The sequence below is a fragment of the Anabaenopsis arnoldii genome (genome assembly GCF_028331025.1).
Classification (GTDB): domain Bacteria; phylum Cyanobacteriota; class Cyanobacteriia; order Cyanobacteriales; family Nostocaceae; genus Anabaenopsis; species Anabaenopsis arnoldii.
On the sequence record NZ_JAQMUH010000085.1, the window covers coordinates 1 to 20,997 of the forward strand.

The 20,997-nt window shown below is 46.3% G+C and carries 36 protein-coding genes; 4 read left to right on the forward strand and 32 right to left on the reverse strand.

Annotated elements, in window-relative coordinates; genetic code table 11:
* Positions 1-299: 299 nt before the first annotated feature.
* A complete protein-coding gene (locus PN457_RS06745; RefSeq protein ID WP_271732187.1) occupies positions 300-746 on the forward strand; it encodes a hypothetical protein in 447 nt (148 codons plus the stop codon).
* A 10-nt stretch (positions 747-756) separates the two neighbouring features.
* Here PN457_RS06745 and prfA read toward each other — a convergent pair whose 3' ends face one another.
* The 31 genes from prfA to rplC form a co-directional block, all read right to left on the reverse strand.
* On the reverse strand, positions 757-1,854 hold the full coding sequence (gene prfA / locus PN457_RS06750; protein ID WP_271732188.1) for a peptide chain release factor 1: 1,098 nt from the start codon (positions 1,852-1,854) through the stop codon (positions 757-759).
* A 98-nt stretch (positions 1,855-1,952) separates the two neighbouring features.
* Entirely contained in the window at positions 1,953-2,195 is a 243-nt protein-coding gene (gene rpmE, locus PN457_RS06755; protein WP_271732189.1) for a 50S ribosomal protein L31, read from the reverse strand.
* Between the two features lie 107 nt (positions 2,196-2,302).
* Positions 2,303-2,719: a 30S ribosomal protein S9 gene (gene rpsI, locus PN457_RS06760; RefSeq protein WP_271732190.1), complete on the reverse strand. Its 417-nt coding sequence runs from the start codon at positions 2,717-2,719 to the stop codon at positions 2,303-2,305.
* Complete coding sequence (gene rplM / locus PN457_RS06765) at positions 2,719-3,174, reverse strand: 50S ribosomal protein L13 (RefSeq protein ID WP_271732192.1); 456 nt, start codon at positions 3,172-3,174, stop codon at positions 2,719-2,721. The genes rpsI and rplM overlap by 1 nt, the downstream gene beginning before the upstream one ends.
* Before the next feature lie 12 nt (positions 3,175-3,186).
* Entirely contained in the window at positions 3,187-4,077 is an 891-nt protein-coding gene (truA, locus tag PN457_RS06770; RefSeq protein ID WP_271732194.1) for a tRNA pseudouridine(38-40) synthase TruA, read from the reverse strand.
* Positions 4,078-4,129: 52 nt separating this feature from the next.
* Positions 4,130-4,480, reverse strand: a complete 351-nt coding sequence (gene rplQ, locus PN457_RS06775; RefSeq protein ID WP_271732195.1) for a 50S ribosomal protein L17 — start codon at positions 4,478-4,480, stop codon at positions 4,130-4,132.
* A 27-nt stretch (positions 4,481-4,507) separates the two neighbouring features.
* Entirely contained in the window at positions 4,508-5,455 is a 948-nt protein-coding gene (locus PN457_RS06780) for a DNA-directed RNA polymerase subunit alpha (protein WP_271732198.1), read from the reverse strand.
* 288 nt (positions 5,456-5,743) lie between these two features.
* The gene (gene rpsK, locus PN457_RS06785; protein ID WP_271732200.1) at positions 5,744-6,139 is read right to left on the reverse strand and encodes a 30S ribosomal protein S11; all 396 of its coding nucleotides are present in this window, start codon (positions 6,137-6,139) and stop codon (positions 5,744-5,746) included.
* Between the two features lie 54 nt (positions 6,140-6,193).
* Entirely contained in the window at positions 6,194-6,574 is a 381-nt protein-coding gene (gene rpsM, locus PN457_RS06790) for a 30S ribosomal protein S13 (protein ID WP_271732201.1), read from the reverse strand.
* A 117-nt stretch (positions 6,575-6,691) separates the two neighbouring features.
* A complete protein-coding gene (rpmJ, locus tag PN457_RS06795; protein WP_006196723.1) occupies positions 6,692-6,805 on the reverse strand; it encodes a 50S ribosomal protein L36 in 114 nt (37 codons plus the stop codon).
* 116 nt (positions 6,806-6,921) lie between these two features.
* The gene (gene infA, locus PN457_RS06800) at positions 6,922-7,146 is read right to left on the reverse strand and encodes a translation initiation factor IF-1 (RefSeq protein WP_006196724.1); all 225 of its coding nucleotides are present in this window, start codon (positions 7,144-7,146) and stop codon (positions 6,922-6,924) included.
* 203 nt (positions 7,147-7,349) lie between these two features.
* Entirely contained in the window at positions 7,350-7,904 is a 555-nt protein-coding gene (locus tag PN457_RS06805) for an adenylate kinase (protein ID WP_271732204.1), read from the reverse strand.
* Entirely contained in the window at positions 7,904-9,217 is a 1,314-nt protein-coding gene (gene secY / locus PN457_RS06810; RefSeq protein ID WP_271732205.1) for a preprotein translocase subunit SecY, read from the reverse strand. The genes PN457_RS06805 and secY overlap by 1 nt, the downstream gene beginning before the upstream one ends.
* A gap of 61 nt (positions 9,218-9,278) precedes the next feature.
* Entirely contained in the window at positions 9,279-9,734 is a 456-nt protein-coding gene (gene rplO / locus PN457_RS06815) for a 50S ribosomal protein L15 (RefSeq protein WP_271732206.1), read from the reverse strand.
* Positions 9,735-9,827: 93 nt separating this feature from the next.
* Positions 9,828-10,352, reverse strand: a complete 525-nt coding sequence (rpsE, locus tag PN457_RS06820) for a 30S ribosomal protein S5 (RefSeq protein ID WP_271732207.1) — start codon at positions 10,350-10,352, stop codon at positions 9,828-9,830.
* Positions 10,353-10,382: 30 nt separating this feature from the next.
* A complete protein-coding gene (gene rplR, locus PN457_RS06825; RefSeq protein ID WP_271732209.1) occupies positions 10,383-10,745 on the reverse strand; it encodes a 50S ribosomal protein L18 in 363 nt (120 codons plus the stop codon).
* Positions 10,746-10,747: 2 nt separating this feature from the next.
* A complete protein-coding gene (gene rplF / locus PN457_RS06830; protein WP_271732210.1) occupies positions 10,748-11,296 on the reverse strand; it encodes a 50S ribosomal protein L6 in 549 nt (182 codons plus the stop codon).
* A 44-nt stretch (positions 11,297-11,340) separates the two neighbouring features.
* A complete protein-coding gene (gene rpsH / locus PN457_RS06835) occupies positions 11,341-11,742 on the reverse strand; it encodes a 30S ribosomal protein S8 (RefSeq protein WP_200989445.1) in 402 nt (133 codons plus the stop codon).
* A 20-nt stretch (positions 11,743-11,762) separates the two neighbouring features.
* Positions 11,763-12,311, reverse strand: coding sequence for a 50S ribosomal protein L5 (rplE, locus tag PN457_RS06840; protein ID WP_271732211.1), 549 nt, complete (start codon positions 12,309-12,311; stop codon positions 11,763-11,765).
* Positions 12,312-12,401: 90 nt separating this feature from the next.
* The gene (rplX, locus tag PN457_RS06845) at positions 12,402-12,755 is read right to left on the reverse strand and encodes a 50S ribosomal protein L24 (RefSeq protein WP_271732212.1); all 354 of its coding nucleotides are present in this window, start codon (positions 12,753-12,755) and stop codon (positions 12,402-12,404) included.
* Complete coding sequence (rplN, locus tag PN457_RS06850; RefSeq protein ID WP_271732213.1) at positions 12,755-13,123, reverse strand: 50S ribosomal protein L14; 369 nt, start codon at positions 13,121-13,123, stop codon at positions 12,755-12,757. The genes rplX and rplN overlap by 1 nt, the downstream gene beginning before the upstream one ends.
* A gap of 41 nt (positions 13,124-13,164) precedes the next feature.
* Complete coding sequence (gene rpsQ / locus PN457_RS06855) at positions 13,165-13,416, reverse strand: 30S ribosomal protein S17 (RefSeq protein ID WP_271732215.1); 252 nt, start codon at positions 13,414-13,416, stop codon at positions 13,165-13,167.
* A gap of 13 nt (positions 13,417-13,429) precedes the next feature.
* Positions 13,430-13,651, reverse strand: a complete 222-nt coding sequence (gene rpmC / locus PN457_RS06860; protein WP_271732216.1) for a 50S ribosomal protein L29 — start codon at positions 13,649-13,651, stop codon at positions 13,430-13,432.
* Positions 13,652-13,654: 3 nt separating this feature from the next.
* Positions 13,655-14,080 carry a 50S ribosomal protein L16 gene (gene rplP / locus PN457_RS06865; protein ID WP_271732217.1) on the reverse strand — a complete coding sequence of 142 codons (426 nt, stop codon included), beginning with the start codon at positions 14,078-14,080 and terminating at the stop codon, positions 13,655-13,657.
* Positions 14,081-14,083: 3 nt separating this feature from the next.
* Complete coding sequence (gene rpsC / locus PN457_RS06870) at positions 14,084-14,839, reverse strand: 30S ribosomal protein S3 (protein WP_271732218.1); 756 nt, start codon at positions 14,837-14,839, stop codon at positions 14,084-14,086.
* Positions 14,840-14,914: 75 nt separating this feature from the next.
* Complete coding sequence (rplV, locus tag PN457_RS06875; RefSeq protein ID WP_271732220.1) at positions 14,915-15,274, reverse strand: 50S ribosomal protein L22; 360 nt, start codon at positions 15,272-15,274, stop codon at positions 14,915-14,917.
* A 38-nt stretch (positions 15,275-15,312) separates the two neighbouring features.
* A complete protein-coding gene (rpsS, locus tag PN457_RS06880) occupies positions 15,313-15,591 on the reverse strand; it encodes a 30S ribosomal protein S19 (protein WP_271732222.1) in 279 nt (92 codons plus the stop codon).
* Positions 15,592-15,620: 29 nt separating this feature from the next.
* Complete coding sequence (gene rplB / locus PN457_RS06885) at positions 15,621-16,484, reverse strand: 50S ribosomal protein L2 (protein WP_271732224.1); 864 nt, start codon at positions 16,482-16,484, stop codon at positions 15,621-15,623.
* 6 nt (positions 16,485-16,490) lie between these two features.
* Positions 16,491-16,805, reverse strand: a complete 315-nt coding sequence (locus tag PN457_RS06890) for a 50S ribosomal protein L23 (RefSeq protein WP_271732225.1) — start codon at positions 16,803-16,805, stop codon at positions 16,491-16,493.
* Positions 16,798-17,436 carry a 50S ribosomal protein L4 gene (gene rplD / locus PN457_RS06895; RefSeq protein WP_271732227.1) on the reverse strand — a complete coding sequence of 213 codons (639 nt, stop codon included), beginning with the start codon at positions 17,434-17,436 and terminating at the stop codon, positions 16,798-16,800. Before rplD ends, PN457_RS06890 begins: the two co-directional genes overlap by 8 nt.
* Positions 17,437-17,488: 52 nt before the next feature.
* On the reverse strand, positions 17,489-18,124 hold the full coding sequence (gene rplC, locus PN457_RS06900) for a 50S ribosomal protein L3 (RefSeq protein ID WP_271732228.1): 636 nt from the start codon (positions 18,122-18,124) through the stop codon (positions 17,489-17,491).
* Between the two features lie 875 nt (positions 18,125-18,999).
* On the opposite strand from rplC, the gene ndhN reads away from it, so the two are divergent.
* Genes ndhN through PN457_RS06915 form a run of 3 tightly spaced genes read left to right on the forward strand, consistent with a single transcriptional unit; the run spans position 19,000 to position 20,204 of the window.
* Positions 19,000-19,488: an NAD(P)H-quinone oxidoreductase subunit N gene (gene ndhN, locus PN457_RS06905; protein WP_271732229.1), complete on the forward strand. Its 489-nt coding sequence runs from the start codon at positions 19,000-19,002 to the stop codon at positions 19,486-19,488.
* A gap of 28 nt (positions 19,489-19,516) precedes the next feature.
* On the forward strand, positions 19,517-19,675 hold the full coding sequence (locus PN457_RS06910) for a hypothetical protein (RefSeq protein WP_271732230.1): 159 nt from the start codon (positions 19,517-19,519) through the stop codon (positions 19,673-19,675).
* Positions 19,665-20,204 (forward strand): DUF3172 domain-containing protein, encoded by a 540-nt coding sequence (locus tag PN457_RS06915; protein ID WP_271732232.1) that lies wholly within the window; start codon positions 19,665-19,667, stop codon positions 20,202-20,204. Before PN457_RS06910 ends, PN457_RS06915 begins: the two co-directional genes overlap by 11 nt.
* 24 nt (positions 20,205-20,228) lie before the next feature.
* Here PN457_RS06915 and PN457_RS06920 read toward each other — a convergent pair whose 3' ends face one another.
* A complete protein-coding gene (locus PN457_RS06920) occupies positions 20,229-20,960 on the reverse strand; it encodes a GDSL-type esterase/lipase family protein (protein WP_271732233.1) in 732 nt (243 codons plus the stop codon).
* Positions 20,961-20,997 lie beyond the last annotated feature (37 nt).

Here is a 20,997-nt window from a genome sequence, read left to right on the forward strand (position 1 = left end):
AATCAACAGAGGTTTATTTAGGTCTAAGTCTGGGAAAATATATTCAGCAGACTTGAATGGTTCCCTAAATATATTAAGAAAGGTAGCTGGGGACTCTATCTTTGATGGAAACTCAGTAGAGAGGCTTGTAGTTAGCCCAGTCAGGTTTAGACCTTACCAAGCTAAAAATATTTGACTATATTTTTAGTAACTATTTACAATTTAACTGAGCAATGATATGCTGAATTTAGAATTGTTATTTTTAATTGTAACTGCAAGATAAATATATAACCCTATTAAATCAGGTAGAAGGGGTGCATATGTTCCGCAATCTACGCCGAGTTAAAAAGTATCGCCGCCCGGGTTGTAATCTCATAGCGGCTAAGAATATCAAACCCAGTCAATGGAAGATTTCAGATGGGGAAGTTAAGGAAGCGCTGAAACACAAGGGCTGTGAGGTGAAGGAGGTCAAGAAAATCCGTTATCTTAAGCATCAGGTGTGTATTTCCTTCTGGGATGCTAAGGGGAATGTGTGCAGTAGCTTTTTCAGCTATCGGATTTTTACCCGTTGGCAAACAACCGTGGAGAGGTTAATTGAGTGCTGTGATAGCCTCCTGGAGTGGCGGAGGTTAAATCAGACTATGCGCTACGAATTTGTGTATTACGAGTATCTGGCGGAAATGGAAAAGGCACTCCGAACTGCCTTAGAAAACCGCTTGTATGCATTAAAAGCTACATTAGAAATAGCGGTTTTCCATGAGAGTTAACGGCTAAAAGTTAGTTTGAGGTAGCATTTGCTAACTCTGCCAGGCGTTCTTGCTGGTCTTGAGAGATACAAGATTGAATGAGTATCTCTAACTCACCTTCCAAGACGGGATTAAGTGAGTAGTTCTGTCCTAGGCGGTGGTCGGTAACACGGTTATCTTTATAGTTGTAAGTACGGATTTTCTCGGAGCGTGAGCCTGTACCAACTTGCGATCGACGCATGGAAGTTACGGCTTCTTGTTGCTCGCGTAACTTGATTTCGTACAGTTTAGCCCGGAGGATTTGCATCGCCCGTTCTTTGTTTTGCAATTGACTACGTTCTTCTGTGCAGAAAATACGGATACCAGTGGGTTTGTGGTACAAGTCTGCTGCGGTTTCTACCTTGTTAACGTTTTGTCCCCCAGCACCACCAGAACGAGCGGTGGTGAGTTCGATATCTTTGGGATCAATGTGAATTTCCACATCATCGACTTCTGGCATAATGGCGACGGTGGCTGTGGAGGTGTGAACCCGTCCTCCAGCTTCTGTAGCTGGTACACGCTGTACACGATGGACTCCCGCTTCAAATTTGAGTTGACTGTAAACGCTATCGCCCTGAATTTCCAGGATCACTTCTTTGAAGCCGCCCATTTCCCCCAGGGATTCGCTGACGAGTTTGACTCTCCAGCCTTGGAGGTCGGCATAGCGGGAGTACATGCGCAGTAAATCACCCGCCCAGATACTGGCTTCATCGCCGCCGGTACCGGCGCGAATTTCTAACATGATATTTTTATCATCGTTAGGGTCGCGGGGTAAGAGTAAAACCTTGAGGCGATTTTCTAGGTGTTCTAGTTTTGCTTCTAGTTCTTTAACTTCCAGGGATGCCATTTCTTGCAACTCTGGGTCACCGTTGGATTCTTTGAGGACTTGACGCGCCCCTGCTAGGTCTGTGGTAGCAGTTTTCCAAGTTTCGTAGGTATTGACTGTTTCTTCTAGGGAAGAACGAGACTTAGCAATTTTTTGATACTCATCAGGGTTTTTGGCGGTATCGGGGTCACCCAGACGACGGGTTAATTCATGAAATGTTTGTTCAACAGATTTGAGTTTTTCTAACAGGTATGTTTCAGCCATGACGAATGCGATCGCTCCTTACAGATAACTAGGCTCGGCAAAAAATGACAAGCGACCCAGCAGTTACCGGGTCGTCGTTAACAGCCACAGCCAAGGCGCTACTTTTCTTGGGAATCGCTCTGAGTGGATTTAGTGGTGCTCATGCCGTATTTACGCAAGAAGCGCTCAACGCGACCCTCGGTATCAATCAGCTTCTGAGTACCGGTGTAAAAGGGGTGATTTCCTGACCAAACATCTACGTGTAATTCTGGCTTAGTAGAGCCGACGGTCATCACTACTTGACCGTTACAGTAAACTTTAGCCTCTGGATACCATTGGGGATGAATATCAGATTTAGCCATGTTTTTGTCGTTAACCTATATTAATTATAACTTTTAGTGGAGAATTGAGCCGGGGGAATTGGGGCAGATTGTGTGCTATTCCCAATGACCAATTCCCATTGATGTGTTTAACGTTTGGAGTACTGAGGTGCTTTCCGGGCTTTGTGTAAACCATATTTTTTCCGTTCCTTTGCCCGGGGGTCGCGGGTCAAGTAGCCCTCGATTTTCAAAGGTGGGCGGTTATCTGGGTCGAGTTGACACAGGGCGCGAGCTACACCTAAACGAATAGAATCAGCTTGTCCTGTGAGGCCGCCGCCTTCAGCTTTGACTAAAATGTCATATTCGTTTTCCAGTCCCAGGGTTTCTAGAGGATTTCTAATGACTCCTAGGTAATTGGCGTTGAATTGAAAGTACAATTCTCCATCCTTACCGTTGACGGTCAATTTCCCTTCACCGGGAACCAATCTCACCCGTGCTACTGCGGACTTGCGACGACCGGTACCCCAGTACACGGCGCGACCGCTATTACTTTGTGCTACTGTCATTAATTTTCTCCGGGAATTGTATTAATTGTGAGTTCTTTGGGTTTTTGGGCGCTATGGGGATGAGTCGGACCTGCGTAAACCTTGAGTTTAGTGAACAACTGCTTACCCAGGCTATTTTTAGGTAGCATACCTTTAACCGCGTGTTCTACAATGCGTTCTGGTAGGCGCTGTTGCAGTTTGGCAAAGGTTTCTGTTTTCATCCCCCCGGGGCGGCCGGAATGGCGACGGTAAAGTTTTTGGCTGCGCTTTTTCCCTGTGACTGCTACTTTTTCAGCATTAACGACAATAACAAAGTCACCGGTGTCCATGTGGGGGGTGAATTGGGGTTTGTTTTTGCCTCTGAGAATCATGGCGATTTCGCTAGCCAGGCGGCCGAGGCGTTTATCGGTGGCATCTACTACGTACCACTCACGCTCAAGGGATGCTTGAGGAGGAAGGTATGTTTTTGTGGTCATGATAGTTTTGTTTTATGAGAGTGGTGTGGAATTGAGATCAAGGTGATCTGCTAGGGGATATTCTAGGGGAATATTTGTGGGAAAGACCAATTTGGGCTGGGTTTCATACCAAATTTCTGGGGGAAAGGGGAACTCTGGGTAGCCAACTCTTAATAAACACAAACCCTGGGGAGGGGCGGCGTGTTTGACTTTTTCCCGGCGCTCTGTTTTCCACAGTTCGGTAAAGCTAGCCAGTGTCAGCTTGCTGGAACCTACTTGTGCTAGCATCCCTACTAACAGCCGTACCATGCCATACAAAAATCCATTGGCCTGAATTTCAATATGAATAAATGGCCCACTGCGATGACATTCTGCGGCTTGCACTTCTACCCAAGAGTGCTGGCGCTTGGAACCGGCTCGGTGAAATGCGGCTAAATGATGTTTCCCTATCAGCGGTGCGAGGGCTGCTTGGATTAAGGATTCATCCAGGGGTGCATAATAATAATGCCAACTGAAGGGTCTAACGAACAAGTTGGGCCGAGGTTCAGTATATATCGTATAGCGATACCGCCGATATGCGGCACTAAATCGGGCGTGCCAATGATGATCTACACTCGCTGCAGCCCTAATGAGTATATCTTGGGGCAGGTAGCTGTTGAGGATTGATGCCCACTTCTGGGGTGGGATGAATCCTGTGGCTTCAAAATGGGCTACTTGGGCAGCTGCATGGACTCCCGCATCGGTGCGCCCGGCACCATGGAGGGTGACATGAAACCCTTGTACCTGAGCGATCGCTGTTTCGATTTCTTCTTGAACTGTACGATGTTGCTTTTGTCTTTGCCAGCCGTGAAAATGAGTGCCTAAGTATTGAATTACTAAGGCGACTCGATGGGTTGGCCTAGGAACCGGTTGGCTTTCTAACATACAGGTTTTGTCTGTTGGTCTGGTGTCTGACCCATGACCAATGACTAATGAACTAGACTAGCTCGATGATTGCCATTTGCGCATGATCTCCCCGGCGGTTAACGGTATGCAGGATGCGGGTATAACCCCCGTTGCGATTACCGTACCGAGTTGGGGCTTGCTCAAATAAGGCATGAACTAGTTGCTTGTCGTAGATGTAGCCCAGGGCTTGCCGACGTGCTGCTAAGGAGCCGTCTTTGGCTAGGGTAATCATTTTATCTACTTCGCTGCGAACAACTTTAGCGCGGATTAAAGTTGTGGTGATGCGACCATGACGGATGAGCTCTGTGGATAGCGATCGCAACAGGGCGCGCCGCTGGTCGGCTGGTTTACTGAGTTTTTTGACTCGACAACGATGACGCATAATAAATGAGTAAAAATTGGGGTTTAACTAACTGTGTTTAGAGCCTCTTTCTGGGGACAGGGTAATGCCTAAACGGCGCTGTAAAGCTTCCACTACTTCTTCTGCTGATTTTTGACCGAAGTTTTTAATTTCTAACAGGTCTTCTTGGGTGAAATCCAACAGGTCTGCCACGGAGTTGACTTGTGCGCGTTTGAGACAGTTATAAGCCCGTACAGAAAGTTGCAGTTCTTCAATGGGAATTTGGGCGGTGGGATCTTCTGGGACTTCAGCGCCTGTTTCTGTAGGCTCTAGTGAGATATCTTTCAATGGATTGAATAGCTCTACTAGAATACCAGCTGCTGAGGATAGTGCTTCTTGGGGCGAGATACTGCCATTTGTCCAAACTTCTAACAGCAAGCGGTCTTTGGTAATTGAGCTCTCCCCACGAGCTTCTTCTACACTATAGTTAACTTTCCGCACTGGCATAAATACCGAGTCAATTTGCAGAAAGTCTAAGGAGGTGGCTTCTTCGCGTCCTCGCTCTACTGTGCGATAACCTTTTCCTTTCTCAATGCGAAATTCCATTTCCAGTTTGCCACCCTCTGCTAGGGTAGCGACGTACTGGGTGGGGTCTATGACTTCTACTTCGCTGGGCAAATCAAAATGTGCCACAGTGACTGTTGCAGGACCATTCACAAGTAATCTGCCAATCTGGGGTTGAGATGAGTAGCTTCTGAGGATTACTTCCTTCATTTTCATGAGGATTTCCAGCACGTCTTCCCGCACACCGGGAACTGTGGCAAACTCGTGGGTTACACCGGCAATTCTCACTGCTGTAACTGCTGTCCCCTCTAGATTCGACAGTAAAACCCGCCGCAGCGCGTTGCCAACTGTTGTTCCTTGACCACGCTCTAGAGGTTCCAGCACAAATTTACTATAATGGCTCCGACTTTCCTCTGTATTAGACTCTACACATTCAATTTGAAACTGCGCCACGGATTAGCCTCCCTTCTTTAAGGTGCTGCTAGCAGGCAAATCAATTGCCTCGTTGAATTTAGTTTTCGTTCCCTAGCTTTGTGGAGCCAGGTAGATTTAACTGCCTTTGAAAAGTGGCAGTATGGTATCCTCGCCCTATCTACGGGGAGATGATTATTTATTTTGGGTGCTCTGAACTTTAGCAGCCCCCCCGTCAGGAAGAGCTGACTTGCTTCACACTGGACTCCTCCCTGGCACCGCTGCGGTTGGGGGTGGGGTTTGAGAAACAGTTTGGACACTAAATATTATTTAAACTCGGCGGCGCTTGGGCGGGCGGCAACCATTGTGAGGAATGGGGGTGATGTCCCGAATCAGGGTAATTTCTAGTCCGGCTCCTTGGATGGCGCGAATGGCGGTTTCTCTCCCTGCTCCAGGTCCACTAACCATGACTTCAATTTGCCGCATTCCTTGGTCTATAGCCCTACGGGCTGCACTTTCTGCTGCTGTTTGTGCTGCAAAGGGGGTGCCTTTTTTGGCTCCCTTAAAACCGCTCGAACCGGCACTAGCCCAGGAAATCACGTCCCCATTTTGATCGGTAATGGTGACAATGCTATTGTTGAAAGTAGACTGGATGTAGGCCATGCCATTGGGTACGTTGCGCTTTTGCTTTTTGCTGCCGCCTTTTTTTGTTGGTTGTCTTGCCATATTTTTTTAGTTAATCCTAGGTACAACTTGCTTTGATCTGCCGGGTTTAAAGGTTTATTTGCCTGGAGCCTTCTTCTTACCGGCCACTGTCTGCCTTCTCCCCCTGCGGGTTCTGGCATTAGTGCGAGTTCTTTGACCTCTGACTGGTAAGCCCATGCGGTGGCGACGACCGCGGTAGCAACCAATATCAATCAAGCGCTTGATGTTCATGGCTTCTAAGCGCCGCAAGTCACCTTCTACTTGATAGTTGCTTTCTATTTCGCCGCGCAGGGCTGCCACTTCAGCATCACTTAGGTCTTTAACACGGGTATCTGGATTTACACCTGTAGCGGCTAAAATTTCCAGAGACCTTGTTAACCCAATGCCGTAAATATAAGTCAGACCAACTTCAACGCGCTTATCACGTGGAAGGTCTACCCCGGAAATACGTGCCACAATTATTTTCTCCCTATGGTTATCGCAGTTGCTATGACAAAGACTTAATTAATTAATTAACTTTGTCGTTTTTTATGGTGATTAATCTGTATTTTCACTCCTTGATGTGTGAGAGTGTTAGCCTTGGCGTTGTTTGTGCTTGGGATTGACGCAAATCACCATAACGCGACCGCGACGGCGGATCACGTTGCATTTTTCACACATTTTCTTGACTGAGGCTCGAACTTTCATGCCTTTTGTAATTGACTCCAAATAGTAAATTATAGCATTTTTAGGGAATTTAATTCAGTTAATTAATGGGGGAGAACCCAAAAAGATGGTTTTATGGTAAGATTTTGGAGGTATAGCTATTTCTTCCGCAGTCTATAGGTGATTCTGCCTTTTGAAAGGTCGTAGGGAGTTAACTCAACTTTGACGCGATCGCCAGGTAAAATCTTGATGTAATTACGGCGAATCTTACCGGAAATGTGTGCCAAGACATTGAACCCATTATCCAAATCAACGCGAAACATCGCATTGGGGAGGGATTCAGTGACAGTGCCTTCCATTTCAATCAAATCTTGCTTAGACAATTTGTTTTTTCCTCAATTCAACAATCTCCTATTGATACAGTTGCAGCACTGGCTCTGCAAAAGAACATATTTTGAGAAATATATCAATAGTTTATTAATATATCTTAGCTAAAATTGTCCAGCATCTTAGCCATAGGGGCGAGAGACGCGATGAATCGCGTCCTGGCGGGGTAGTGAGTGGTGATTTCCCCCCACTGATCAGGCTATGAAGTAACGATGAGGCGCAATTGCTCAGTGACTTCTTCTTGGGACTGATGGCCATTGACCGTGACTAATTTCTGGCGATCGCGATAATAGTCAATCAATGGTGCTGTTTGAGAGCGGTAAACATCTAAACGGTGACGAATTACCTCCTCGGTATCATCTTTTCGTCCCCGAGCGAGTAAACGTGCTACCACCACATCATCTGGAGCATCGAGATTAACAACCCGCTGGTCACCCTGATGAGTTTGTGCGAGCAACTGCTCGAGAAAAACCGCTTGTGTGACCTTGCGGGGAAACCCATCAAGAATCCAACCGGATGTGACATCCGGTTGGACAAAGCGCTCCTGCACCAAGTCCTGAACCAACTGGTCCGGTACTAAATCGCCCTGATTGACATAACCTTGAGCCTTAATTCCCAAAGGAGTTTGCTCTTGCATAGCCTGCCTTAATATATCCCCAGTAGAAATGTGGGGAATATTCAAGTCTGCCGCCAAAACTTGAGCTTGAGTGCCCTTACCAGAGCCAGGTGGTCCCAAGAAAATTAATCGCGTCACTATTGTTTCACCATTCCTTCATAACGCTGAGATATCACGTAAGTTTGGACTTGTTTAGCCGTATCAATTGCCACACCTACCAGTATGAGCAAAGAGGTAGCACCCAAACCTCGAAAAGTAGGGACACCTAGAGCACTTTCCACAGCCGTGGGAATAATAGCGACAAATCCCAAAAATATCGCCCCTAAAAAAGTCAGTCGATTCATCACACGCTCAAGATACTCACTGGTAGCCTTACCGGGACGAATACCGGGAATACTAGATCCCATTTTCTTCAAATTCTGAGCCACATCAACTGGATTAACAATCAAAGAAGAGTAGAAATAACTGAAGAAAATAATTGACACCAAGTAGACCAGAGCATAAACCCAAGCCCCGGAACCCCCAGGATTGAGATAAGTGTTGACAATGTTAGCTATGTCAGGATTTCTGGTGAAATTAGCGATTAAAAGTGGCAGACTGAGAATTGCGGCTGCAAAAATAATCGGCATGACCCCCCCGGAATTGAGCCGCAGGGGTAAATAACTACGCTGCTCTGCCAAGACACGGCGACCGACTTGACGACGAGCGGAAATAATGGGGATGCGGCGGATACCTTCCTGAACGAAAACAATCCCGACAATAGTAGCCAGGAATACCAGTACGAGGACAATAACGCGACCGACAGTTTCTCTACCGCCAACTTGTACCAAGTCAATGGTATCGCCTAAAGCCTTTGGTAACGAAGCGACAATATTGACAAAAATCAACAATGATGCACCATTACCAAGTCCGCGTTCTGTAATCAGTTCTGATGCCCACATAACAAACATAGAACCAGCCGTGAGAGCGATGGCTGTTTCAGCGACAAACAAAATGCCGGGATTCAAAGCAAATTGCTGGAGGAACAACGACGAAAAAGCGACACTCTGAATAGTTGCCCAAACTACCGTGACATAGCGTGTAATTTGGGAAATTTTCCGGCGGCCCTGCTCACCTTCGTTTTTCTGTAAATTTTCTAAAGATGGAATTGCCGCGGTGAGTAATTGGATAATAATGGAGGCATTGATAAAAGGTAAGATTCCGAGGGCAAAGATGCCCAAAGTGGAAAGTCCCCGCCCAGAAAAGATATCCAATAAACCGAATACGGCATTGTTACTAGATATAGCTGCGGCGAACCTAGCCCTATCAAGACCAGGTACCGGCAAAAATATACCCAGGCGAACCAAAATTAAAATACCGACGGTGACAAGCAGCCTACCTCTGAGTCCGGCTGCTTGGGCCATCTGCATAAAAGTTTCTTGAGCCGTTGGGGCTTTTTCTCGACTGATCATAGAATGCTACCTCTATAGTGAACCGGGGGCTGGCAGGGATCTAGAGATGGCAAGTAGGGAATCATGTATTTCCTGATACCACTTCACAGCTACCACCAGCCGCCTCAATTTTGCTACGAGCTTGTCCTGTAAAAGCTGCTGCTTGTACCTTGAGGGATACATTCAATTCACCGTTGCCCAAGATTTTCAATGGGCCTTTAGCAGCAGTGATGATTCCCGCATCTTTGAGAGAAGTCAAAGTTACTTCTGTACCAGCAGGAAGAGAAGCGAGCTTATCTACATTAATCGTAGTGTAAATTTTCCGATTCACAATCGGAAAGCCCTTAAGCTTAGGTAAGCGGCGGTACAATGGTTGCTGACCACCTTCAAAACCTGGTCTGGTACTGCTACCGGAACGAGATTTTTGACCTCTCATACCCAAACCAGCGCTAGCGCCTTGACCAGCGGAAATACCTCTAGCTACACGACGGCGGCGTTTTTTTGAACCTTTTTGGGGCTTAACATCGTTGAGTCTCATGATGTAATTAGTTATTTTTTAGAGCTTCACTATTGACCGATCAATGTTGAGGGCTTGCTTAAACCGTCAGCAAGCCATTAACCGTTAACCATTCTAAATGTAGAGTTTTTCAATAGGAATACCGCGATCTTCGGCTACTTCAGAAAAAGTACGGAGTGTAGATAAGGCATTCACTGCGGCTCTAGCATTGTTGAGGGGGTTATTGGAACCAAGTTGCTTGGCCAAGATGTTACGAACTCCTGCCAATTCCAGTACAGTCCGCACAGCACCACCAGCAATTACCCCGGTACCGGGTGCTGCGGGGCGCATCATCACCTTAGCACCGCCACCCACACCATCAATAGGATGGGGGATGGAGTTAGATTTAGTCATAGGAATGTCAATCAGGTGTTTTTTGCCATCGGCCACGCCTTTTTTGACAGCGCCAATGACATCTGAAGCTTTGCCGACTCCGACACCGACTTGGCCACGTTCATTACCGACGACGACGATGGCGCGGAAGCTGAGTTTTTTACCTCCCTTAACGACCTTGCTCACCCGGCGGATTTGGATGACGCGCTCTTGCCAGTTAGTTTCTTCTTTTTTTGTGCGGTTAGCCTTACGACGACCAGTTGCCATAATCAAATGCTCTCTATTAGTCAGTTGTCATTAGAAATCTAAACCAGCTTCGCGTGCTGCATCAGCTAGGGCTTTGACACGACCATGATATAAGTTGCCACCGCGATCAAAGACTACTTTGGTGATTCCTTTTTCCAACAATCGCACTGCTACCAATTTGCCGACTTGGGCTGATGCCTCACAAGTAGCACCTGTAGCCAAATTCGATTTCAACTCTGGTTCGACGGTGGAGGCTGCTACTAAGGTGTGATGCTTGGTGTCGTCAATTACTTGAGCGTAAATATGTTCATTGGAACGGAACACGGCTAAACGTGGACGTTCTTGGGTGCCGTGAACTTTACCACGAACGCGGCGATGACGACGCTGTTTTGATTCTCTACGAGTAAGTTTCATTGTTATTTCTTACCACTCTTACCAGTCTTACCAGCTTTGCGTCTGACGGCTTCACCGGCATAACGAATCCCTTTACCTTTGTAGGGTTCTGGGGGGCGAACAGCACGAATTTTTGCGGCTGTGTTACCTACTATTTCCTTATCGTAACCACTGACGATGACGTTAGTGTTATTTTCTACAGCAAACTGAACTCCTTCAGGGGGGTCAATCTGCACTTGATGGCTGTAGCCAATATTCAGGACTAGGTTACGTCCTTGAACTTGTGCCCGGTAACCCACACCTTGAATTTCCAGACGACGCTGAAAACCTTGGGAGACTCCCTCCACCATGTTAGCCACTAGGGTACGGCTTAAACCGTGCATTTGCCGGGACGTACGTGTGTCATCGCGACGGGTGACATTTAATGTTTGTCCTTCTTGGGAGACAACGACATGAGTAGGCAATGTCCGCGAAAGTTGGCCTTTGGGTCCTTTCACTAAAACTTGGCTACCATCAATTGTCACTTCCACTTTGGCGGGAATATTAATTGGACGTTTACCAATACGAGACATGATTCTTGGTCCTTTATCTTCAGTCCTGACCCTGGGGGTAATGACTACCAAACATAGCAAAGTACTTCGCCACCCAGGCTCTGACGACGGGCTTCGCGGTCAGTCATAATGCCACTGGATGTAGAAATAATGGCAATGCCGATGCCACCTAGTACCCGGGGTAATTCTTTTCTATTGGAGTAAACGCGCAAACCCGGTTTACTGACTCGTTTCAAAGCGGTAATTAAAGGCTGACGGTTTTTACCCTTGTATTTGAGTGAAATCACCAAATTGCGTTTAATCCCTTCTCCTGCTTCTACAACTTCAGCAACAAAGCCTTCCTCTTGTAGTACCTTGGCAATACTACGAGTCATTTTTGTGGCTGGCACTTGTGTAGTCTGATGCCTTGCCAGGTTGGCATTGCGGATGCGCGTGAGCATATCTGCAACTGTATCGTTAGCTGCCATCGTTCCCTCTTTAGATGAACTTATTGATCGCGAAAGGGCATTCCCATTTCTTTAAGTAAGGCGCGACCCTCTTCGTCGTTTTTCGCCGTTGTGATGATGGAAATATCCATCCCACGGATTTGATCGATACTGTCGTACTCGACTTCTGGAAAAATTAGCTGTTCTCTAACACCCATAGTGTAGTTACCGCGACCATCGAAGCTTTTAGGACTGATGCCGCGAAAGTCTCTAATTCTGGGTAGTGATAAGCTAACTAATCGGTCAAGAAAAGCGTACATCCGTTCGCTTCTGAGGGTTACCATAATGCCAACAGGCATACCCTGACGAATTTTAAAGCCGGCGATCGCCTTTTTCGCCCGAGTCACCACTGGTTTTTGACCGGTAATCAGGGCAATTTCATTTAAAGACGCTTCTAGCGCCTTGGCATTTTGAGCCGCTTCCCCCAAACCGCGGTTAACAGTAATTTTCACTAACTTCGGTACTTGATGAACGTTAGTGTACTGAAACTGATTCATCAGTTTAGGGACGATGGTTTCTTGATATAAACCTTTGAGTCTTGGTGTTGCCATAGTTATTTATCTGTATCCCTGGGCTTTGTCAGGGAGGCCTTGTGAATTACTGAGGAGTCCCTTCTGGTAGAAAAACAGCAGTTATTCCCTTTATTTATCGAGAATTTCGCCGGTTTTTTTGAGCATTCTCACCTTTTTACCTTCTGCTGTAAAGGTGTAGCAAACACGACTTGTAACGTTTTGCTTAGTAGAATAGAGCATCACATTGGAACTATGGATAGGAAATTCCTGAGTGACGATGCGGCCCGATTCTCCTTCTTGCTGGGGTTTGACGTGCTTAGTCTTGATATTGACACCTTTAATCAGGACTTTACTCAGTTGGGGTAGTGCTTTGACCACTTCACCAACTTTGCCTTTGTCCTTACCGGCAATTACTTGCACAGTGTCGCCAGTTTTGACGTGCATTTTATGAAATACTTTGGCTTTTTCCTTGGGGTTTGCCATTACAGCACCTCCGGAGCCAGAGAAACGATTTTGGTGAAGCTTTTATCGCGTAATTCCCGAGCCACCGGTCCAAAGACCCGTGTACCTCTGGGATTACCATCCTTATTGATGATCACCGCGGCGTTATCATCAAAGCGAATAGTCATACCACTATCCCGGCGGATGTTGTGACGGGTACGGACAATCACTGCTTGTATGACATCGGATTTTTTCACAGCCATGTTGGGGATGGCATCTTTAACAACGGCGATAATCTTGTCGCCGATGAAACCATAACGCCTGTTGCCTGCACCTAATACACGGATGCACATAATTTTTTTGGCACCGCTATTATCTGCCACAGTGAGGTAGGTCTGGGGTTGAATCACAATTAATCTCCCTTTTGGAGTTTAGATTACTGTAACAATTATTACACTGTAGTCTTAGCATTCAAGATATCTTTGACTTGCCAGCGTTTGGTCTTACTCAAAGGTCTAGTTTCTTGAATCCGGACGCGATCGCCCACCTTGCACTGACTATTTTCGTCGTGAACCTTATAGCGGCGGGTTTGCACGACAATTTTGCCATACTTAGGGTGGGGAGAGCGGTTTTCCACAGCGACTACCACAGTTTTTTGCATTTTGTCGCTGACTACCACGCCGACTCGTTCTTTGATTGCCATAATCTCCTAGTTTTTATTCTGTAGTCGATTGACTTGTAGCCTGTTGGCGCTGAGTTTCCACAGTGAGCAACTGGGCGAGGCGGTGGCGGGCGTGTCGGAACTCATGAGGCTTTTCTAATTGTCTTGTAGCTTTTTGCAACCGTAACTGAAACAGTTGTTTTTTAACAGAGACAATTTCCGAGACCAGTTGTTCATCACTTAATTCTCTAGCTTCCGAAATCTTGGGAAGAGGCATAACCTACTCCTGCTCCTGTGGTTGAGAACGCACAATAAATTTAGTTTTAATTGGCAGCTTATTGGCAGCCAAACGCATAGCTTCGCGGGCGATTTCCTCGGAAACTCCAGCGATTTCAAACATAATGCGTCCTGGCTTAACTACCGCCACCCAAAACTCTGGAGAACCTTTTCCTGAACCCATCCGGGTTTCTGCCGGACGCATAGTGATAGGTTTATCCGGAAAAATCCGGATCCAGATTTTACCACCCCGACGGATATAACGAGTCATTGCCCGACGGGAGGCCTCAATTTGGCGGGAGGTAATCCAAGATGGCTCTTGAGCTTGGAGGCCAAAATCACCGAAGTTAAGGTTACAGCCGCGGCTAGCTAGGCCTTGCATCCGTCCGCGCTGTTGTTTGCGGAATTTAGTTCTTCTAGGACTTAACATGCTTCATCCTTCATTAGATCGGTCTTCAAATTGCTGACGACGGCGTTGTTGTTGACGACGACGTGGTTCGCGATCGCGTGGGGTGGATGGAGCGGTGGTTTCTTCCTGTCCTGGGATAATTTCTCCCTTAAACACCCATACTTTAATCCCCAGAATCCCGTAAATTGTTTTAGCTGTGCAGTAAGAGTAGTGAATATCAGCCCGGAGGGTATGTAAAGGCACTCTTCCCTCACGAGTCCACTCTGTCCGAGCAATTTCTGCACCGTTGAGGCGACCGCTGACTTGAATTTTAATGCCTTGAACACCAGCACGTTGGGCGCGCTGAATAGCTTGGCGTACCACCCGCCGAAAAGAAACCCGCCGTTCCAGCTGTTGAGCAATGTATTCCGCAATCAAAGCCGCGTCTGCATCAACTTTTTGGACTTCGACGACATTAATCCGAATTTGACGATTACTGCCGAGCATTTCTTGTAGTCCCACCCGCAGTGATTCAATACCTTGTCCACCGCGGCCGACAACTACACCTGGTCTAGCCGTGTGTACTTCCAAATCAATTTGGTCTGCTTTGCGCTCAATCCGCACCTCGGAAATTCCGGCATTGTTTTGAGCCAATCTACCCAGCTTTTGTTCTATGTATTTCCGAAGTTTGTGGTCTTCTTGTAAAAGTTCTGGATAGCGTTCAGGAACTGCAAACCAACGGGATTGATGCTCTTGTGTAATACCCAGGCGAAAACCAACTGGATGAATTTTCTGTCCCACAAATGCTTCCTCTAAGAATTTCTTACTTTACGCAGTTTTTCGTGTCTAGACCCCATCGGTCAAAGAAGGGGTATTTCATTTAGCAGTAGCATCAGCGGCCACAGCCACAGTGATATGACACGTTGGCTTGCGAATTTGGTAAGCTCGCCCCTGAGCTCTTGGTTGAAACCGTTTTAGCACTGGACCTTGATTAGCATAGGCTTGAGTAATTACCAGTTGCGTCCGGTCTAAACCAGCATTATGCTCGGCATTAGCCGCTGCACTTCTGAGAAGTTTCAATACTGGTTCACAGGCTCGATAGGGCATGAATTCCAATACAATTAGTGCTTCTCGGTAGGAGCGCCCCCGAATTTGGTCAAGTACACGGCGCACCTTGTAGGGAGACATGCGGATATAACGAGCGATCGCCTTTACTTCAGTAGTATCAATAGCCATAATTTTCTCCTTAAGTCATTAGTCACAATGACTAATAACTATCTCCCTGCTTTTTTATCACTCTTCCCATGACCTCTGTAGGTACGTGTGGGGGCGAACTCTCCCAACTTGTGTCCTACCATTTGCTCATTCACAAAAACCGGAACGTGTTGACGTCCGTTATGAACAGCGATGGTATGACCTATCATCAACGGCAAAATTGTCGAAGCTCTCGACCAAGTTTTAATAACTTGTTTTTCGTTTTTAGCGTTGAGCTTTTCCAGCTTACTCAGCAAGTGATCCGCTACAAAAGGACCTTTTTTTAGAGAACGACCCATAATTTCGACTTTGGATGTTTGACTTGAGATTATGACTGACGGCCACCACGTCCACGTTTAGAAGATTTCCGACGACGACGCACGATCAATTTGCTGCTAGCTTTCTTAGGCTTGCGAGTTTTTGCCCCTAAAGTAGGTTTACCCCAAGGTGTTACAGGACCTGGTCTACCAATAGGAGCTCTACCCTCACCACCACCATGTGGGTGGTCTACCGGGTTCATCACACTACCTCTAACCTTAGGACGGCGACCCTTCCACCGATTCCGTCCCGCCTTACCGGCGCTGAGATTTCGCGCATCGGTGTTACCTACCTGTCCAATAGTGGCGTAGCATTCTTTACGAATCATCCGCACTTCCCCGGAAGGTAGCTTGAGAGTGACATAGTTACCTTCTTTAGCCACTACTTGGGCATTAGCACCAGCCGCACGGACAATTTGCCCGCCTTTACCCGGTGTCAGCTCCACATTATGGACACTAGTACCCAGGGGTATATTAGACAGTGGTAAAGCGTTCCCATCCTCAAAGGGAGAGTCAGGACCGGCGATAATTTTCGCACCCACTGGTAACTTATTGGGGTGAAGAATATAACGCTTTTCCCCGTCTTCATATAAAACCAGAGCGATGCGAGCATTCCGATTGGGGTCGTATTCAATGGCTATAACTTCGGCGACAATATTACGTTTATCCCTTTTAAAGTCGATAATCCGGTAAAGTTGCTTGTGTCCGCCACCCCGACGACGGCTAGTGATCCGCCCTTGATTATTACGACCCTTAGGGCGATGTACGTATTCTGTTAATGATTTTTCCGGCTTTGACTTAGTAATTTCCGCAAAGTCGGATACAGTAACTTGGCGCGTACTAGGGGTATAAGGGCGATAAGAACGAGTACCCATTTTATTTTATACCTCTGGGAATAGAACTTGTCTAACTTTCTCTTCGTCCCCAGGGGCTACAGTGACAATAGCTCGCTTATATTGGGGCTTGTAACCAATAAATTTACCAACACGACGCTGTTTACGTGGTGGCATCATGGTATTAATTTTGACTATCTTTACCTGAAATAGGTCTTCAATCGCCGCCTTAATTTGTGGTTTGCTAGCCTTGGGAGCTACTTCAAAAGTATATTTATTTTGCTCCATGAGGATAGTCGCCTTTTCAGTCACAATGGGGCGACGCACTAAGTCGGGAAGATTGCGGGGGTCAAACTTAGGCACTATAGACCTCCTGAATTTTGGCTAAAGCTGATGCAGTGACGACAATTTTATCAGCGTGCAGCAAGTCGTAAACATTAAGTTGGTCTGCTGCAATTACCTTTAAATTTTCGATATTCCGGGCTGATAAATAAACATTATCCGCCTTTTGAATCTCCGGCAAAATTAACAATGCCTTACTTTCAGGTGCTGCTCCCCAACGAGCTAGTGCTGAGACTAACTCCTTAGTTTTGGGGCGGGATAACTCGTTGTTAAAATCTTCAACCACAATCAAATCGTCCCCACGACCTACAAAAGCGGTTCGCAGTGCTAAACGCCGTTCTTTGCGGTTTAATTTCAGGTTAAAATCTCTGGGTTTCGGTCCAAAGATCACACCACCACCACGCCACAGTGGAGAACGAATTGACCCAGCACGGGCGCGACCTGTTCCCTTTTGTCGCCAAGGTTTACGACCGCCGCCTCTAACTTCGGAACGAGTTTTTGTACTCGCAGTCCCTTGGCGAGAGTTAGTCATTTGTCTTACCAAGGCTCGATGCACAATATGAGAGGCCGTTGATTCTTGAGCAACCCGTAACTCAAAGGTAGTCTGGCCGACCTGTTCTCCTTGCCAATTTTTAACTATGCTTTCCACCATTTTTATGTCCTTTTGTGTTTTTTGCCTTTTTTCTTTAGTTCATGAGTAATGACTACTTACCAACTTTCTTTGTAGGCAGAATATTCACTAAGGACCCCGGCTTACCAGGAATGGCTCCTTTAATTAATAGTAAGTTGCGTTCCGGGTCTACTCGCACCACGGTCAACTTGCGAATTGTCACCCGACTACCACCCAAACGTCCTGCCATCCGTTTACCGGGATAAACACGACCAGGGGTTGTACCAGCGCCAATGGAACCTGGCGCTCTATGGTTTTTAGAACCGTGTGACATCGGTCCGCGGCCAAAGTTGTTACGCTTTTGGTTACCCGCAAAACCGCGACCGATACTGGTACCGACTACATCGACAATTTGACCTTCAGTAAAAATATCCGCCTTAAGTTCTTGACCTAAAGTATAATCACTAGCGCTATCTGTGAGATATTCGTTTAAATGACGTAAAGCTGGAGCAGATGATTTTGCCAAGTGACCCAGCAGAGGTCTATTCAACGCCTTGGGTTTGACTTCACCATAACCAACTTGGATGGCGCTGTAACCGTCGGTCTGTTTTGTTTTAACTTGTGTAACAGTGCATGGCCCCGCTTGAACGACGGTGACTGGAATTGATACTCCATCTTCGTCGAAAACTTGGGTCATGCCCAGTTTGGTGCCGAGAATACCTACAGACACAGTAACTGGTTCTCCTTATATACTTGCTGGTGTTGGAATCGGACTGTTGATCGCACTTTTACACTTGTATCAGTGCCGATTGAGGTTGGACGACCCTCGGAAATTTCGGGTAGGTAGTACTACACCATACCTTTAAGGACACAACTAGCTGTGTCTTTACTGTTTGGTGAATCCGTTTACTTTCACTCACCTGGTCACCAGAACAGCCACAAGCTTTTTTTTCTGGGCGAAAAAAACAACTCTTGGAATTTCAGAGCAATGCTTTTAAGCTTTGCACTTTGTGCAGTAATGCTTTCGTCCAAGCAATTACTTAGGCACTTTCTGGAGGCAGTGCTGTTAGTGGTCTTTGCCCTATCATTTGCTACTGCCGTGCTGTGGTGGGACTTAAGCGGTTTTCTCCCGCTCAGTATCCGTTAACTAAGTTCGCTGCAATGTTATGAAACTAACATTACCCCTCAGTTTTTGCTTCACTCAACACTTTAATCTTAAACTACAGCTTAAGATGTTCCCTGGGTTTTCAGGGATATTAGGAGTGAATGTAGTACAGAGTCGTTTATGGGCTGGGTTTATTTAGCCACTAACTCTTTGTTAACCTGCGAGTTTTTCTAGTGTACCAGTCTCTGACAACTTTAAGCTAAGTTTATTATTGCCCGGAGATGTTAAACATCTAAGAAATCTAAGAACCCACAGAAAATTGAGTAGTCAGTTTTTACGCTCGGAGGTCACAATCTAATATCATAAATCATCTATTGATTTTTGTCGAGAAATCTTTAAAATAGTTTTTGATTACAGGTGATGTCCTGAATACTTGAACCTAATCCTGCTTCAGGGTGAATAATAGAGATATCTGAGTGGGATAAGACGAAAGAAAATTTATGGCACTGATTACCACTGGCAACGCTTTCATTCGCGATCTGGAAAAATTTGGTTCCCTTGGTGTTTACGTACCTTTGGAAGGAGGTTTTGAAGGTCGATATCGCCGCCGACTGAGGGCTACTGGCTATGTCGATCTTCATATTACCGCCAGGGGGTTGGGCGACGTAGCTGCCTATCTCACAGGAGTTCATGGAGTCAGACCACCTCACCTGGGTAAAAAAAGCTCTAGTAGTGGTGCTGCGGTAGGTTATGTATATTATATTCCACCGATTGTTACCTACAATCTAGAACAGCTACCACCAAATTCAAAGGGGCTGGTGTTGTGGATCATTGAAGGGAATATTCTCGCAGATCAGGAAGTTGAGTTTTTAGCCACCTTACCTAGCTTGGAACCCAGAGTAAAAGTAGTAGTAGAGAGAGGGGGGGCGCGTGCCTTCAGTTGGCAACCTCTCAAAGACACATACTCTGCTAGTTATCAAGCTGTCTAATCAAGGGAACCATATCGTCGCTGGAAATTTGCTAAATTTCCAGTGGCGATGTCCCTCCGCCCTGTGCCAAAGGCGATCGCAAAACAGAACTACAATTAAGAATCGTCATACTGTCAAAGGGAGGCCAGTTGAGCTAACTCCCTACTTTCTCAGTGCTGAAGGTAATCAGAGCGAAAATGAGACGTAAATCTACTGGTAGACCAGCCAATACTTCTAAATCCTCGGCTTTACAATCCCCCCTGTTCAACATCTCTACTATCGCCATTTTGGCGGGGGTGCTGGTGTTGGGTATTGGAATTGGTATTGCCTTTAGTTCCACAACCACTTTAACCCCGGCAAATGTCGCTTCTCGTGAATTCATAGATACTAAAGCGCCTAACCCTGAGATTTGTGTGCAGTTTGGGGCTAGTGCAATGGTCATGGACGCGAGACTGTTTGTTACTCTCAACCCGTTTAACGTCTATGTTGCTCAACCAAGTATGCGTCCTGGGTGCGTTCTGCGCCAAAATAACTGGGCAATTTTAGAGCAACGTAACCTTGTATCATCAAGCCAAGTCAGAGAATGTAGGAGTCGTTTAAATACCTTTGGCTTTACAGGTAACTTGGACAGTGAAAACCCTGACATTAGATGTATTTACCAAAACCAAGCTGCTCAAAACTTTTTCACCTCTCAGCCCGGAGCAGTGACACAACCGCAAGAAACAGAGAGATTTTAGCGCCCTTGGAAATTGAGTCTAAATTTACACCCCCTCATGGGGGTTAATTTTTCCATTGGCCTTCTGATTGTAGGCTGCTAGTGCTTCCCAGTTCATCACGTCTGCTAACAAAGTTTGATAACCGAGGGTATTGGGGTGAAGACCATCTACACCTAAGCGCTGTAACCGCCACGATTCATCACGGGACATCCATTGATCGAAAATATCTAAGTAAGGAATTTGCCGTTGCTGACAAGCAAGTTTAGTAACTTCTTTATAACGGTACTGGTCGCTGTGATTATAATAAAAGCAATCTAAAAAAGGCATTTTGCTTTCATCCACAGGAACCATCCCCACAAACAACACAGGGCAAAGTTTTTGTGCTTGTGCGAGCAGAGCAGCAATTTCGGTTTTAAATACAGCGAAATCTGTATAATTACGACCCTGGCTACTTTTTAATCGGGCGGAATCATTCACACCGACGGAGAGAATCATCAGGTCGGGAAGCCGATTTCTTAATTCACCTCGATGGCGAAATTCTACTTCTAGCCTTTGTGCTACTTGCTGGGTGCGATCGCCTCTCACCCCCAAATTATATAATACATGACCAGAACTATCGGGCAACATCCACCAGCGCCGCAGTTGTTCAACCCAACCCCCTGTTTCTGGGTCGCCAAAGCCATAAACTAAGCTATCTCCTAGTGCAATAATTCTCAAAGACTGAAATGGCTTTGGTTGTACTACCAGATGAGAGGAAGAAAGCTCGAGTGTTTGCATTTTTAGAACTATATTTTATATCTTTACAAGATTCTAT

Excerpts from the sequence above, each read along its gene's own strand:
- ndhN (WP_271732229.1), top strand. The coding sequence starts at position 19,000 with ATGGCACTGATTACCACTGGCAACGCTTTCATTCGCGATCTGGAAAAA.
- rpsK (WP_271732200.1), bottom strand. The coding sequence starts at position 6,139 with ATGGCAAGACAACCAACAAAAAAAGGCGGCAGCAAAAAGCAAAAGCGC.
- rpsI (WP_271732190.1), bottom strand. The coding sequence starts at position 2,719 with ATGACAGTAGCACAAAGTAATAGCGGTCGCGCCGTGTACTGGGGTACC.
- rplE (WP_271732211.1), bottom strand. The coding sequence starts at position 12,311 with ATGGCAACACCAAGACTCAAAGGTTTATATCAAGAAACCATCGTCCCT.
- rpmC (WP_271732216.1), bottom strand. The coding sequence starts at position 13,651 with ATGCCTCTTCCCAAGATTTCGGAAGCTAGAGAATTAAGTGATGAACAA.
- rplV (WP_271732220.1), bottom strand. The coding sequence starts at position 15,274 with ATGGCTATTGATACTACTGAAGTAAAGGCGATCGCTCGTTATATCCGC.
- rplX (WP_271732212.1), bottom strand. The coding sequence starts at position 12,755 with ATGGCAAACCCCAAGGAAAAAGCCAAAGTATTTCATAAAATGCACGTC.
- rpsH (WP_200989445.1), bottom strand. The coding sequence starts at position 11,742 with ATGGCAGCTAACGATACAGTTGCAGATATGCTCACGCGCATCCGCAAT.
- rplF (WP_271732210.1), bottom strand. The coding sequence starts at position 11,296 with ATGTCTCGTATTGGTAAACGTCCAATTAATATTCCCGCCAAAGTGGAA.
- prfA (WP_271732188.1), bottom strand. The coding sequence starts at position 1,854 with ATGGCTGAAACATACCTGTTAGAAAAACTCAAATCTGTTGAACAAACA.
- rpmE (WP_271732189.1), bottom strand. The coding sequence starts at position 2,195 with ATGGCTAAATCTGATATTCATCCCCAATGGTATCCAGAGGCTAAAGTT.
- rplD (WP_271732227.1), bottom strand. The coding sequence starts at position 17,436 with ATGGTGGAAAGCATAGTTAAAAATTGGCAAGGAGAACAGGTCGGCCAG.
- PN457_RS06745 (WP_271732187.1), top strand. The coding sequence starts at position 300 with ATGTTCCGCAATCTACGCCGAGTTAAAAAGTATCGCCGCCCGGGTTGT.
- secY (WP_271732205.1), bottom strand. The coding sequence starts at position 9,217 with ATGATCAGTCGAGAAAAAGCCCCAACGGCTCAAGAAACTTTTATGCAG.
- truA (WP_271732194.1), bottom strand. The coding sequence starts at position 4,077 with ATGTTAGAAAGCCAACCGGTTCCTAGGCCAACCCATCGAGTCGCCTTA.
- rpmJ (WP_006196723.1), bottom strand. The coding sequence starts at position 6,805 with ATGAAAGTTCGAGCCTCAGTCAAGAAAATGTGTGAAAAATGCAACGTG.
- rplQ (WP_271732195.1), bottom strand. The coding sequence starts at position 4,480 with ATGCGTCATCGTTGTCGAGTCAAAAAACTCAGTAAACCAGCCGACCAG.
- rplB (WP_271732224.1), bottom strand. The coding sequence starts at position 16,484 with ATGGGTACTCGTTCTTATCGCCCTTATACCCCTAGTACGCGCCAAGTT.
- PN457_RS06920 (WP_271732233.1), bottom strand. The coding sequence starts at position 20,960 with ATGCAAACACTCGAGCTTTCTTCCTCTCATCTGGTAGTACAACCAAAG.
- PN457_RS06915 (WP_271732232.1), top strand. The coding sequence starts at position 19,665 with ATGAGACGTAAATCTACTGGTAGACCAGCCAATACTTCTAAATCCTCG.
- rplR (WP_271732209.1), bottom strand. The coding sequence starts at position 10,745 with ATGAAACTTACTCGTAGAGAATCAAAACAGCGTCGTCATCGCCGCGTT.
- rpsS (WP_271732222.1), bottom strand. The coding sequence starts at position 15,591 with ATGGGTCGTTCTCTAAAAAAAGGTCCTTTTGTAGCGGATCACTTGCTG.
- rplP (WP_271732217.1), bottom strand. The coding sequence starts at position 14,080 with ATGTTAAGTCCTAGAAGAACTAAATTCCGCAAACAACAGCGCGGACGG.
- rplM (WP_271732192.1), bottom strand. The coding sequence starts at position 3,174 with ATGACCACAAAAACATACCTTCCTCCTCAAGCATCCCTTGAGCGTGAG.
- rplO (WP_271732206.1), bottom strand. The coding sequence starts at position 9,734 with ATGAGACTCAACGATGTTAAGCCCCAAAAAGGTTCAAAAAAACGCCGC.
- rpsE (WP_271732207.1), bottom strand. The coding sequence starts at position 10,352 with ATGGCAACTGGTCGTCGTAAGGCTAACCGCACAAAAAAAGAAGAAACT.
- rpsQ (WP_271732215.1), bottom strand. The coding sequence starts at position 13,416 with ATGGCAATCAAAGAACGAGTCGGCGTGGTAGTCAGCGACAAAATGCAA.